Origin of the sequence: Serratia nevei, from assembly GCF_024160145.1 — a bacterium.
GTDB classification, from domain to species: domain Bacteria; phylum Pseudomonadota; class Gammaproteobacteria; order Enterobacterales; family Enterobacteriaceae; genus Serratia; species Serratia nevei_A.
In genome coordinates this window covers 24,844-37,064 of the sequence record NZ_JAMYWQ010000045.1, presented here as the reverse complement: position 1 = coordinate 37,064, position 12,221 = coordinate 24,844, and the positions used below count along the sequence as shown (strand labels likewise).

Annotated in this window: 9 protein-coding genes, 1 tRNA gene and 2 rRNA genes; 7 read left to right on the top strand and 5 right to left on the bottom strand. The window is 61.9% G+C overall.

Translation table 11 applies throughout. The annotated features are described in order from the left end of the window. The first annotated feature begins 4 nt into the window (after nucleotides 1-4). From rrf (M6G53_RS22120) to aceK, 7 genes are all read left to right on the top strand, one after another. Nucleotides 5-120, top strand: a 5S ribosomal RNA gene (gene rrf, locus M6G53_RS22120). Between the two features lie 14 nt (nucleotides 121-134). Further along, a tRNA-Thr gene (locus tag M6G53_RS22115) sits at nucleotides 135-210 on the top strand. Nucleotides 211-255: 45 nt separating this feature from the next. Next, nucleotides 256-371: ribosomal RNA gene (gene rrf, locus M6G53_RS22110) — 5S ribosomal RNA — on the top strand. A gap of 200 nt (nucleotides 372-571) precedes the next feature. Beyond that, the gene (gene metA, locus M6G53_RS22105) at nucleotides 572-1,501 is read left to right on the top strand and encodes a homoserine O-acetyltransferase MetA (RefSeq protein ID WP_253334523.1); all 930 of its coding nucleotides are present in this window, start codon (nucleotides 572-574) and stop codon (nucleotides 1,499-1,501) included. Nucleotides 1,502-1,875: 374 nt separating this feature from the next. Beyond that, nucleotides 1,876-3,474 carry a malate synthase A gene (gene aceB, locus M6G53_RS22100; protein ID WP_253334521.1) on the top strand — a complete coding sequence of 533 codons (1,599 nt, stop codon included), beginning with the start codon at nucleotides 1,876-1,878 and terminating at the stop codon, nucleotides 3,472-3,474. A gap of 41 nt (nucleotides 3,475-3,515) precedes the next feature. Further along, nucleotides 3,516-4,823 (top strand): isocitrate lyase, encoded by a 1,308-nt coding sequence (gene aceA, locus M6G53_RS22095; RefSeq protein ID WP_253334520.1) that lies wholly within the window; start codon nucleotides 3,516-3,518, stop codon nucleotides 4,821-4,823. 69 nt (nucleotides 4,824-4,892) lie between these two features. Then, nucleotides 4,893-6,647, top strand: coding sequence for a bifunctional isocitrate dehydrogenase kinase/phosphatase (aceK, locus tag M6G53_RS22090; RefSeq protein ID WP_253334519.1), 1,755 nt, complete (start codon nucleotides 4,893-4,895; stop codon nucleotides 6,645-6,647). A gap of 1 nt (nucleotide 6,648) precedes the next feature. Here the strand turns inward: aceK and M6G53_RS22085 are convergent, their stop codons facing one another. The 5 genes from M6G53_RS22085 to iclR form a co-directional block, all read right to left on the bottom strand. Further along, the gene (locus M6G53_RS22085; RefSeq protein ID WP_253334518.1) at nucleotides 6,649-7,290 is read right to left on the bottom strand and encodes a bifunctional 4-hydroxy-2-oxoglutarate aldolase/2-dehydro-3-deoxy-phosphogluconate aldolase; all 642 of its coding nucleotides are present in this window, start codon (nucleotides 7,288-7,290) and stop codon (nucleotides 6,649-6,651) included. Nucleotides 7,291-7,344: 54 nt separating this feature from the next. Then, the gene (gene edd / locus M6G53_RS22080) at nucleotides 7,345-9,159 is read right to left on the bottom strand and encodes a phosphogluconate dehydratase (protein ID WP_253334517.1); all 1,815 of its coding nucleotides are present in this window, start codon (nucleotides 9,157-9,159) and stop codon (nucleotides 7,345-7,347) included. A gap of 97 nt (nucleotides 9,160-9,256) precedes the next feature. After that, nucleotides 9,257-10,594, bottom strand: coding sequence for a gluconate transporter (gntU, locus tag M6G53_RS22075; protein ID WP_253334513.1), 1,338 nt, complete (start codon nucleotides 10,592-10,594; stop codon nucleotides 9,257-9,259). Next, on the bottom strand, nucleotides 10,591-11,130 hold the full coding sequence (gene gntK, locus M6G53_RS22070) for a gluconokinase (protein ID WP_038874371.1): 540 nt from the start codon (nucleotides 11,128-11,130) through the stop codon (nucleotides 10,591-10,593). Before gntK ends, gntU begins: the two co-directional genes overlap by 4 nt. Nucleotides 11,131-11,380: 250 nt before the next feature. Further along, nucleotides 11,381-12,211: a glyoxylate bypass operon transcriptional repressor IclR gene (gene iclR / locus M6G53_RS22065; RefSeq protein WP_004936648.1), complete on the bottom strand. Its 831-nt coding sequence runs from the start codon at nucleotides 12,209-12,211 to the stop codon at nucleotides 11,381-11,383. Nucleotides 12,212-12,221: the final 10 nt, after the last annotated feature.

Below are 12,221 nucleotides of genomic sequence, written 5' to 3'. Positions count from 1 at the left end.
TTTGCCTGGCGGCAATAGCGCGGTGGTCCCACCTGACCCCATGCCGAACTCAGAAGTGAAACGCCGTAGCGCCGATGGTAGTGTGGGGTCTCCCCATGCGAGAGTAGGACACTGCCAGGCATCAAATTAAGCGTGCTGATATGGCTCAGTTGGTAGAGCGCACCCTTGGTAAGGGTGAGGTCCCCAGTTCGACTCTGGGTATCAGCACCACTTTATTTAAAGTGGGTTTGGAAGTTCGGCAGAAAAAAGAATTTGCTTGGCGGCAATAGCGCGGTGGTCCCACCTGACCCCATGCCGAACTCAGAAGTGAAACGCCGTAGCGCCGATGGTAGTGTGGGGTCTCCCCATGCGAGAGTAGGACACTGCCAAGCATCAAATAAGCCAAGAGGCCATCCGCAAGGATGGCCTTTTTGCTTTTCATCCCTTTTACTCCTTCTATGCATATCCTGGTGCCGATCGCGCAATGAAACATTTTCACCTTTCTGCCGAATACTCGACAGCGCCTGAAAAAAACGCTATCTTCGGGCATCTAGAAGTCTAAACGTATAAATGGATGTGTGAGGGTTAAGCAATGCCGATTCGTGTTCCTGATGAGTTACCTGCGGTCAATTTCTTGCGCCATGAGAATGTCTTCGTAATGACATCCTCACGGGCAAAAACACAGGAAATCAGGCCACTGAAAGTGCTGATCCTCAACCTGATGCCAAAGAAGATCGAAACGGAAAACCAGTTTTTGCGCCTGCTGTCCAACTCGCCGCTGCAGATTGATATCCAGCTGCTGCGTATCGATAGCCGCGAATCGAAGAACACGCCGGCCGAGCATCTGAACAACTTTTACTGCGACTTCGAGGATATCCAGAACGAGAACTTCGATGGCCTGATCGTCACCGGCGCGCCGCTGGGGCTGGTCGATTTTTGCGATGTCGCCTATTGGCCGCAGATCGAACGGGTAATCGACTGGGCCAAGAACCACGTTACCTCCACGCTGTTCGTGTGCTGGGCAGTCCAGGCGGCGTTGAACATCCTGTACGGCATTCCCAAGATGACGCGCGAGGTGAAGCTCTCCGGCGTGTATCCGCACCAAACGCTGCAGCAGCATGCGTTGCTGACGCGCGGCTTCGACGAAAGCTTCCTGGCGCCGCATTCACGCTATGCCGATTTCCCGACCGAGGTGATTCGCCACTATACCGACCTGGATATTCTGGCTGAATCCGAGCAGGCCGGCGCCTACCTGTTCGCCAGCAGGGATAAGCGGCTGGCGTTTGTCACCGGCCATCCGGAGTATGATGCGTTGACCCTGGCGGGGGAGTATTGTCGCGATAACGATGCAGGCCTCGATCCCGCCGTACCGCTCAACTATTTCCCCGATGACAACCCCGCACTGACACCGAAAGCCACCTGGCGCAGCCATGGCCATCTGCTGTTTTCCAACTGGCTCAACTATTACGTCTACCAGATCACGCCGTACGATCTGCGCCATATGAATCCGACGCTCGACTGATTTTTTCTGCTCGCCGGCGGCTGAATCGAGGCCGCCGCGCCGCTGATCCTCTGCACGATCCTCTTTTTCTCCGTCACTCCGCCCTAAAACCCATTGTTTAACAAGGTATTAGCACGTGCTCGTCAAGTTGCTGGAAGCGATTTCCTTACCTGCTAGCGTTGTTATTTTACCTAACAGTTTGATAATAAAGTGTTAATAAAATATTTAATAATAAAATGGAAATGGTTTTTGATTTTTATTTTTTGTTGAGTATTCTTAGAGCTATCGGGATGAGATCTGACCAGTTTGGGATCGTTTCATCCGCCCTGATCCACAGTGATTTCTGATGAAAATGCGCCGGTCGCTCGGGCGCAACGACGGGAAGGAGCAAGGTCATGACACAACAGATAGCAGGCACGGAATTAAGGTTTACGCAGGGTTTTGCCGCAGCGGAGCGCCAGGTGTTGACGGATGAAGCGGTTGAATTCCTGGCGGAACTGGTGGGGAAATTCACGCCGCGGCGCAACGAGCTGCTGGCGGCGCGTGTCCGCTGGCAGCAAAATATCGATCGCGGCGAACTGCCCGGCTTTATTTCGGAAACCACTTCCATTCGTGAGGGTGACTGGCAGATCCGCGGCATTCCGCAGGATCTGCGTGACCGCCGGGTCGAGATCACCGGGCCGGTTGAGCGCAAGATGGTGATCAATGCGTTGAACGCCAACGTAAAAGTGTTCATGGCGGACTTCGAAGACTCGCTGGCGCCAAGTTGGGACAAAGTCATCGACGGCCAAATCAACCTGCACGATGCGGTTAACGGCACCATTTCCTACACCAATGAAGCCGGCAAAATCTACCAGTTGAAACCGAACCCGGCGGTGTTGATCGCCCGCGTGCGCGGCCTGCATCTGCCGGAAAAACACGTGCTGTGGCGCGATGAAGCTATTCCTGGCGGCCTGTTCGATTTTGCGCTGTATTTCTACCACAACTATCGCCAGCTGTTGGCCAAGGGCAGCGGCCCGTATTTCTACCTGCCGAAAACCCAGTCCTGGGAAGAGGCGGCCTGGTGGAGCGATGTCTTCAGCTTTACCGAGGATCGTTTCGATCTGCCGCGCGGCACCATCAAAGCGACCGTGCTGATCGAAACCCTGCCGGCGGTATTCCAGATGGACGAAATCCTCTACCACCTGCGCGATCACATCGTCGGCCTGAACTGCGGCCGCTGGGATTACATCTTCAGCTACATCAAAACGCTGAAGAATCATGGCGATCGCGTGCTGCCGGATCGTCAGTCGGTGACCATGGAGAAACCCTTCCTCAGCGCCTATTCGCGCCTGTTGATCAAAACCTGTCATAAGCGCGGCGCGTTCGCCATGGGCGGTATGGCGGCGTTTATCCCGAGCAAAGACGCCGAGAAAAATGCCTGGGTGTTGAACAAGGTGCGGGCGGACAAAGAGCTGGAGGCCGGCAACGGCCACGATGGCACCTGGGTGGCGCACCCGGGGCTGGCGGATACGGTGATGGAGGTGTTCGGCAAAGCGCTGGGCGATCGCCAAAACCAGCTGGAGGTGCTGCGTGAGCAAGACGCGCCGATCAGCGCCGCACAGCTGCTGGCACCGTGCGACGGCGAGCGTACCGAAGCGGGGATGCGCGCCAATATCCGCGTGGCGGTGCAGTACATCGAAGCCTGGATCTCCGGCAACGGTTGCGTACCGATTTACGGTTTGATGGAAGATGCGGCGACGGCGGAGATCTCCCGTACGTCTATCTGGCAGTGGATCCACCATGAGAAGAGCCTGAGCGACGGGCGCCCGGTCACCAAGGCGCTGTTCCGCCAGATGCTGCAAGAAGAGATGTTGGTGGTGCGTGAAGAAGTGGGGGAAGCGCGCTTTAACGCCGGCCGGTTCGAAGAGGCGGCGCGCCTGATGGAGCGCATCACCACACAAGATGAATTAATCGATTTCCTGACGCTGCCCGGCTATGCGCTGCTGGCCTGAATTTTCCCAATCAACCCTACACGACTGAAAGGATAAAAATTATGTCTACCTCTCGCTCTCAACAGATCCAGCAGCTGGAACAGGAATGGAAATCGGCCCGTTGGGAAGGCATCACTCGCCCTTACAGCGCCGAAGACGTGATCAACCTGCGCGGTTCGGTCAACCCGGAATGCACCCTGGCGCAAAACGGCGCCGCCAAACTGTGGGCATTGTTGAACGGCAAGGCGCGCAAAGGCTACGTGAACTGCCTGGGCGCGCTGACCGGCGGCCAGGCGCTGCAGCAGGCCAAAGCCGGCGTCGAGGCTATCTACCTGTCCGGCTGGCAGGTGGCGGCAGACGCCAACAGCGCGGCGGCCATGTACCCTGACCAGTCGCTGTATCCGGTGGACTCGGTGCCGAAGGTCGTCGAGCGCATCAACAATACCTTCCGCCGCGCCGATCAGATCCAATGGGCTAACCAGATTGAGCCGGGCAGCAAAGGCTACACCGATTATTTCCTGCCGATCGTCGCCGATGCGGAAGCCGGCTTCGGCGGCGTGCTGAACGCCTTCGAACTGATGAAAGCGATGATCACCGCCGGCGCCGCCGGGGTGCACTTCGAAGATCAGCTGGCGGCGGTGAAGAAATGCGGCCACATGGGTGGCAAAGTGCTGGTGCCGACGCAAGAAGCGATCCAGAAACTGGTCGCCGCGCGCCTGGCGGCCGACGTGCTCGGCGTGCCGACGCTGGTGATCGCCCGCACCGACGCCGACGCGGCCGACCTACTGACCTCCGATTGCGATCCGTATGACAGCGCCTTCATCACCGGCGAGCGCACGGCGGAAGGCTTCTTCCGTACCCATGCCGGCGTCGAGCAGGCGATCAGCCGCGGCCTGGCTTACGCCCCTTACGCGGATATGGTGTGGTGCGAAACCTCAACGCCGGATCTGGATGCCGCCCAGCGCTTCGCCGACGCCATCCACGCCAAATACCCGGGCAAGCTGTTGGCCTACAACTGCTCGCCATCGTTCAACTGGAAGAAGAACCTCGACGATCAGACCATCGCTCGCTTCCAGCAGGCGCTGTCGGACATGGGCTACAAGTATCAGTTCATCACGCTGGCGGGCATCCACAGCATGTGGTTCAACATGTTCGACCTGGCGCACGCCTATGCGCAGGGCGAGGGCATGAAACACTACGTCGAGAAGGTGCAGCAGGCGGAGTTCGCCGCGGTGGATCGCGGCTACACCTTTGCGTCGCACCAGCAGGAGGTGGGTACCGGCTACTTCGACAAGGTCACCACCGTCATTCAGGGCGGCGCCTCTTCGGTCACCGCGCTGACCGGTTCGACGGAAGAACAGCAGTTCTGATGCGGCAAGCTTGAAGACGTTTCACCCGGAGCCTGCATGCGCAGGCTTCTTTTTCTGGCGGGGGTAAGGATGGCGGCAAAACTGGAGTTGTTGATCGCACAGACGATCCTGCAGGGCTTCGATGCGCAGTACGGCCGCTTTCTGGAAGTGACCGCCGGCGCGCAGCAGCGCTTCGAGCAGGCTGACTGGCCGGCGGTGCAGCAGGCGATGAAAAAGCGCATCCATCTGTACGACCATCACGTCGGCCTGGTGGTGGAGCAGCTCAAATGCATCACCGGGCAGAAATACTTCGACGCCGACTTCCCCAGCCGAGTCAAAGCGGTTTATATCGACCTGCTGCCGGACTATCCGCGTTTCGAGATCGCCGAAAGCTTCTTTAACTCGGTCTACTGCCGGCTGTTCAAGCACCGCGATCTGACGCCGGACAAGCTGTTCGTGTTCAGTTCGCAGCCGGAACGGCGCTTTCGCGACATCCCGCGTCCGCTGGCGCGCGATTTCACGCCCAATGGCGATCTGCCGGCGATGCTGCGCAGCGTGCTGAGCGATCTGCCGCTGCGGCTGCCGTGGGAGGATTTGACGCGCGATATTCGCTACATCACTCAGGCGCTGCAACGCGCCTTCAGCCCGCAGCAGCTGGCGGGGGCAACCTTCCAGATCGCCAACGAACTGTTCTACCGCAACAAGGCCGCCTGGCTGGTCGGCAAGCTGCGTCTGGCCGACGGCGTTTATCCGTTCTTGCTGCCTATCCACCACAGCGAATCGGGCGCGCTGTTTATCGACGCCTGCCTGACCGGTAAGGCCGAGGCCAGCATCGTCTTCGGCTTCGCCCGTTCTTATTTCATGGTCTACGCGCCGCTGCCGGCGGCGATGGTGGAGTGGCTGCGTGAGATCCTGCCGGGCAAAACCACCGCCGAGCTGTACATGGCGATCGGCTGCCAGAAGCACGGCAAAACCGAATGCTATCGCGAATACCTGACCTTTATGGCGCAGTCGCAGGAGCAATTTATCATCGCGCCGGGGGTGAAGGGCATGGTGATGCTGGTGTTCACCCTGCCGTCCTTCGATCGGGTATTCAAAGTGATCAAGGACGAGTTCGCCCCGCAAAAAGAGGTGACGCAGGCGCAGGTGATGGCCTGCTATCAGCTGGTGAAAGAGCACGATCGCGTCGGGCGCATGGCGGATACCCAGGAGTATGAGAATTTCGTCGTCGACAAGGTGCGCCTCAGCCCAGAGCTGTTGGCGGAGCTACGGCGCGAAGTGCCGGGCAAGCTGGAAGATCTCGGCGATCGCATCGTGATCAAGCACCTGTATATGGAACGGCGCATGACGCCGCTGAACCTGTATCTGGAGCAGGCCAACGACCAGCAGATGCGCGATGCGATCGAAGAGTACGGCAATGCCATCAAGCAGCTGGCCGCCGCCAATATCTTCCCCGGCGACATGCTGTTCAAGAACTTCGGCGTGACGCGCCACGGGCGGGTGGTGTTCTACGACTACGACGAGATTTGCTACATGACCGAGGTTAACTTCCGCGACATTCCGCCGCCGCGTTATCCGGAGGACGAGCTGGCCAGTGAGCCGTGGTACAGCATCGCGCCCAACGACGTGTTCCCGGAGGAGTTCCGCCACTTCCTGTGCGGCGATCGGCGCATTCGGCAGGTGTTTGAAGAGCTGCACAGCGATCTGTTTACCGCGGAGTATTGGCGCGGGTTGCAGCAGCGCATCCGCGAGGGGCACGTGGAAGACGTGTTCGCTTACCGCAAGAAGCAGCGGTTCAGCCAGCGCAGCGGGGCGGCGCTGCCGGCCGCCACCGCTGCGATGTAAATCAGGCCTGGGCGCCCGCGACGGCGGCGCGCGCCAGTTCGGTGATGCGGGCATAGTCGCCGCTTGCCAGCGCGTCCGCCGGCACCAGCCAGGATCCGCCGATACACAGCACGCTTTTCAGCGCCAGATAGCTGCGGTAGTTGTCCGGCGAGATGCCGCCGGTCGGGCAGAAGCGCACCTGCGGGAACGGGCCGCCGATCGCCTGCAGCGCTTTTACGCCGCCGTTGGCTTCCGCCGGGAAGAATTTAAACTCGCGCAGGCCGTAATCCATGCCCAACATCAGCTCGGAAACGGTGCTGATGCCTGGAATAAGCGGAATGGACCCGGCGGTGGCCGCCTTGAGCAGCTCGTCGGTCAGCCCCGGGCTGATGGCGAACTGCGCACCGGCCTCGGTCACTTCACGCAGCTGCTGCGGGTTGATCACCGTACCGGCGCCGATGATCGCTTCCGGCACTTCTTGGGCGATGGCGCGAATGGCGTCCAGGGCGCAGGCGGTGCGCAGCGTCACTTCCAGCACCCGCACGCCGCCGGCGACCAGCGCTTTCGCCAGCGGCACCGCATGTTCCAGCTGGTTGATCACGATGACCGGCACCACCGGCCCCGCCGTCAGGATCTGCTCGGCGCTTGTTTTCCATTTGTTCATGATGACGTTCTCCTCTGTGGCCGCCGCCAGGCGGCGATGCGGCCAGGCTATCGATTAAAATGTGATGCAGCAGGCGCCCTGTTCGGCGCCGGACAGCTGGCTGCGCAGCGCGCCGAACAGCTCGCGGCCGCAGCCGATGTGTTCTGCGCTCAGATCGGGTTGGCATGGCGTGCGCCGCGCCAGTTCGTCGGCGTCGACCAGTACCTGCAGCTCGCCGCTGCGGCCGTTGACGCGGATCGGATCGCCGTCGCGCACTTTCGCCAGCAGGCCGCCGCTATAGGCTTCCGGGGTGACGTGGATGGCGGAAGGCACCTTGCCGGAGGCGCCTGACAGGCGGCCGTCGGTCACCAGCGCCACTTTGAAGCCGCGATCCATCAGCACGCCCAGCGGCGGCATCAGCTTGTGCAGCTCCGGCATGCCGTTGGCCTGCGGCCCCTGGAAGCGCACCACCACCACGCAATCGCGATCCAGCTTGCCGGCTTCGAACGCCGGCACGATGTCGTGCTGGCAGTCGAACACCACCGCCGGCGCTTCGATAATCTGGTTGTCGGCGGGCACCGCCGAGGTTTTCATCACCGCACGGCCCAGATTGCCGGCCATCACTTTGGTGCCGCCGTGATGCTCAAACGGCTGAGCAACGCTGGCGATCACGCTGGCGTCGAGCGAGCCGGCCACGCCTTCGCGCCACACCAGCTGGCCGTTATCCAGCCAGGGTTCCTGGGTGTAGCGGTGCAGGCCGAAACCGGCCACGGTGTGCACGTCTTCGTGCAGCAGCCCGTGTTGCAGCAGCTCGCGCACCACCAGCGGCACGCCGCCGGCGGCCTGGAACTGGTTGATGTCGGCCGGGCCGTTCGGATAGATACGGCACAGCAGCGGCACCGCCTCCGACAGCTCCGAGAAATCGTCCCAGGTAATGATGATGCCCGCTGCGCGCGCCATTGCCACCAGATGCATGGTGAGGTTGGTGGAGCCGCCGGTGGCCAGCAGCGAGACGATGCCGTTTACCACCACTTTCTCGTCCACCAGGCGGCCGATCGGCAGGTAGTTGCCGGCGGTGTCGGTCAGCCGGGTCACCTGGCGCGCGGCGGCGTCGTTCAGCGCGTCGCGCAGCGGCGTGTCCGGATGCACGAAAGAAGCGCCCGGCAGGTGCAGGCCCATTACTTCCATCACCATCTGGTTGGTGTTGGCGGTGCCGTAGAAGGTGCAGGTGCCGATGCCGTGATAGGACGCGGCCTCGGCTTCCAGCAGCGCCAGGCGGTCGGCCTTGCCCTCGGCGTACAGCTGGCGCACGCGCACCTTTTCCTTGTTGGGCAAACCGCTGCTCATCGGGCCGGCCGGCACGAACAGCGCGGGCAGGTGGCCGAAGGAGAGGGCGGCCATCACCAGCCCGGGCACGATCTTGTCGCAGATGCCGAGGAACAGCGCGCCGTCGAACATGTTGTGCGACAGGCCGACGGCGGCCGACATGGCGATCACGTCACGGCTCATCAACGACAGCTCCATGCCGTCCTGCCCCTGCGTCACGCCGTCGCACATCGCCGGCACGCCGCCGGCCACCTGGCCCACGGCGCCCACCGCCTGCAGCGCCTGTTTCAGCCGCTGCGGGTAGTGTTCGTACGGCTGGTGGGCCGACAGCATGTCGTTGTAGGCGGTGATGATGGCGATATCGCTGCGCACCATGTTTTTCAGCGCCGTCTTGTCATCGGGCTGGCAGGCGGCGAAGCCGTGGGCCAGGTTGCCGCAGGCCAGCTGCGCGCGGTGGACGGTTTGGGAACGGGCCGCTTCGATACGCGCCAGATAGGCGGCGCGGCTGGCCTGGGAACGGTGGATGATGCGCTGTGTGACACGGGACAAGGTTGGGTTAATCATGCCTTCCTCACATTGCTGTTGTTATCGTCGCCGCCTGTGGCGGTGCCCCCGGGGTGATTTGCAGCCCTGGTGTGCAAGGCCGGGGGCGATTTAGGATTTAAAACATCGTGAATGCAATCATGCCGATAGCGCCGCCGACGCTGCCCAGAATCGTTTCCATCACCGTCCAGGTTTTCAGCGTTTGCAGTTCGTTGGCGCCGGTGAATTTACCGAACAGCCAGAAACCGGCGTCGTTGACGTGGCTCAGCACGATGGAGCCGCCGGCGATGCAGATAGCCAGCGCGGCCAACTGCCCGCCGTTCAATCCGAGCTGGCTGGTGACCGGCAGCACCAGGCCGACGGTGGTCAGGCAGGCGACGGTGGCCGAGCCCTGGATCACCCGCACCATGGCGGAGAGCGCAAAGGCGGCCACGGCGATCGGCAGGCCGGCGCCGATCATGGCGTCACCCAGTGCCGGCCCTACGCCGGAATCCACCAGGATCTGTTTGAACACCCCGCCGGCGCCGGTCATCAGCAGGATGATCCCGGCCGGTTGCACCGCGGCGGAGCAGATGGCCAGCGTCTGTTCGTTGCTCATGCCGCGCGGTTTCGCCAGGCCGTAAATCACGATCAGGCAGGCCAGCAGGATGGCGGTGAACGGGTGGCCGATAAACTCCAGCCACTGCTGCAGCTGCGAACCGGGGGTGACCAGCCGCGCGCCGATGGTTTTCATGCCGACCAGCACCAGCGGGCACAGCACCAGCGCCAGGCTGAAGCCGAACGACGGCAGATTGCCCTTGGTCAGCGTCGGCTCGTTCTCTTCCGGTGGCATTGGCCAGTTGACGAAGCGGCTGATAAAGCTGCCGTACAGCGGGCCAGCGATCAGCATGCCGAGCACCGCCGCCACCAGGCCGATGGCGATCATCCAGCCGAAGTCGGCCTTCATCTGCGAAGCCAGCAGCATCGGCACCGGCCCCGGCAGCAGGAAGGAGGCGGCGGCGGCCACGCCGGCGAACAGCGGGATCGCCAGCTTGACGATATTGCCGTCGGTGCGGCGCGCCACGGCGAATACGATGCCGATCAGCAGCACCACCGCCACGTCGAAGAACAGCGGCAGCGCGCAGATCAGGCCGGCGATGCCGAGCGCGTAGTGCGCCTTGCTTTGTCCGAATCGTTTCAGCCATTGCGCCGCAATTTGGTCGAGCGCGCCGACCTCATGCAGGATCTTGCCGAACATCGCCCCCAGCGCCACCACGATCGCCAGGAAGCCCAGCGTGTCGCCCATGCCTTTTTGCATGGTGTCGGCGATATGGTCCAGCGGCATGCCGGAGAAGATGCCGGCGGCGATAGACACCAGCATCAGCGCGACGAAGGCGTGCATGCGCGCCTTCATCACCAGGAATAACAGCAGTAAAACCGAGCCGACTGCGGTACCGACCAGCGTCACGGTACTCACGCGCACACGTCCTGCGGCAGGAAGCTCTGGATATGGCGCACGGTATCGGCGATCACCGCGTCCAGCGGTTGGTTGATGTCGATCGCCATCACGTCGCTTTCGTCGGCGCCCGGCTGCTCCAGCGCGGCGAACTGGGTGACCAGCATCTGCGGTTTGAAGAAGTGGCCGTTACGCGCCGCCAGGCGGGATTCGATCACCGGGAATTCGCCGTGCAGATAGATGAACGACAGGTTGCCGTTGCCGGCGCGCAGGCGGTCGCGGTACTGCTTTTTCAGCGCCGAGCAGACGATGATCGACACGTTGTTGGTGCGCTGCATGGCGAAGGCGGCGTCGTTGAGCGCGGCCAGCCACGGGGCGCGATCGTCATCGTTCAACGCGTCGCCGGCGGCCATCTTCAGGATGTTGCTGCGCGGATGCAGGAAGTCGCCGTCGAGGAAGCCGGCGGAGAGTTGGCGGGCCGCGGCGGCGGCGACGGCGGACTTGCCGCTGCCGGAAACGCCCATAACGACGTAAATGCGATTTTGATTGTTGGTCATGGCTTGGCTCCAAAACACCGGGTGACGTTACCTTCGTTCAGCTTGTTTGTTACCGGTAACATGTTATCGGTAACATTGTCGAAGGAAGCGTGAGCGGTTGCAATGGGCTTTCGCCGTGAGGATCGTTAACTGTGATCGGCTTCAAGCTTTTTTCCTGCGTGCTAAACAGGATGCCGACAGCCTGTTACATGCTGACAACAGAGCAAGGAATCGAGAGAGAGGGCGCGCAGGGGCGCCCTCGGAGGGGGGATCAGCGCACGCCGCCGTAGGCCAGGCTGATCTCTTTCGCCGCGTGGATCACCAGCGCCCCCAGTTCGATCACGCGATCGTCGGTGATGCGCGACACCGGGCCGGAGATGGAGATGGCGGCGAAGGCTTCGCGGTGCTCGTCGAAGATACAGGCCGCCACGCAGCGCAGGCCGAGCGCGTGCTCTTCGTCGTCAAAGGAGAAGCCCTGTTTGCGGATCTGCGCCAGCCCCTCTTTCAGGTTGTGCGGCGTCAGGGTGTGCGGCGTGTAGGTGTGCATGCCTTTCTTGTGCAGCAGTTTGGTCACCTGATCGTCCGGCAGGGTGGCGAGGAACGCCTTGCCGGCGCCGGAGGCGTGCATCGGCAGTTTACCGCCGATCGGCGCCGACATGCGCATCAGCGCAGTACACTGCACCTGATCGATGATGATTGCCTGGTACTCGCTGGTATCCAGCACCGCCAGGTTGACGGTTTCGCCGGACTCTTCCATCAGGCGCCGCAGCGTCGGATGCACCATCGCCAGCAGGTTGCGGCTTTGCAGGAAGCTGCTGCCGACCACAAAGGCGTGCGAGCCGATGGTCCACAGGCCGAGATCGCCGACCTGGCGCACGAATCCCTGCTGCTGCATGGTGGTAAGCAGGCGGTGAGTGGTGGAGTTCGGCAGGCCGGCCTGCTGCGCCAGATCGGTCAGCGCCACGTTGCCCTGGGCTTCCGAAATGTACTCCAACAGCTTCAGGCCACGGGTCAACGATTGTACCTGGCCGGTCGCCGCACTGGCGGCCGGGGCTGCTGCGCGGGGCTTCTTGCCGCGTTTGGCGGGAGCAGGAGTGGCCATGGGTGAGATT

What these genes read in the sequence shown, in the direction of transcription:
- aceA (WP_253334520.1), top strand. Translation starts at nt 3,516, where the DNA reads ATGTCTACCTCTCGCTCTCAACAGATCCAGCAGCTGGAACAGGAATGG.
- metA (WP_253334523.1), top strand. Translation starts at nt 572, where the DNA reads ATGCCGATTCGTGTTCCTGATGAGTTACCTGCGGTCAATTTCTTGCGC.
- aceB (WP_253334521.1), top strand. Translation starts at nt 1,876, where the DNA reads ATGACACAACAGATAGCAGGCACGGAATTAAGGTTTACGCAGGGTTTT.
- M6G53_RS22085 (WP_253334518.1), bottom strand. Translation starts at nt 7,290, where the DNA reads ATGAACAAATGGAAAACAAGCGCCGAGCAGATCCTGACGGCGGGGCCG.
- iclR (WP_004936648.1), bottom strand. Translation starts at nt 12,211, where the DNA reads ATGGCCACTCCTGCTCCCGCCAAACGCGGCAAGAAGCCCCGCGCAGCA.
- aceK (WP_253334519.1), top strand. Translation starts at nt 4,893, where the DNA reads ATGGCGGCAAAACTGGAGTTGTTGATCGCACAGACGATCCTGCAGGGC.
- edd (WP_253334517.1), bottom strand. Translation starts at nt 9,159, where the DNA reads ATGATTAACCCAACCTTGTCCCGTGTCACACAGCGCATCATCCACCGT.
- gntK (WP_038874371.1), bottom strand. Translation starts at nt 11,130, where the DNA reads ATGACCAACAATCAAAATCGCATTTACGTCGTTATGGGCGTTTCCGGC.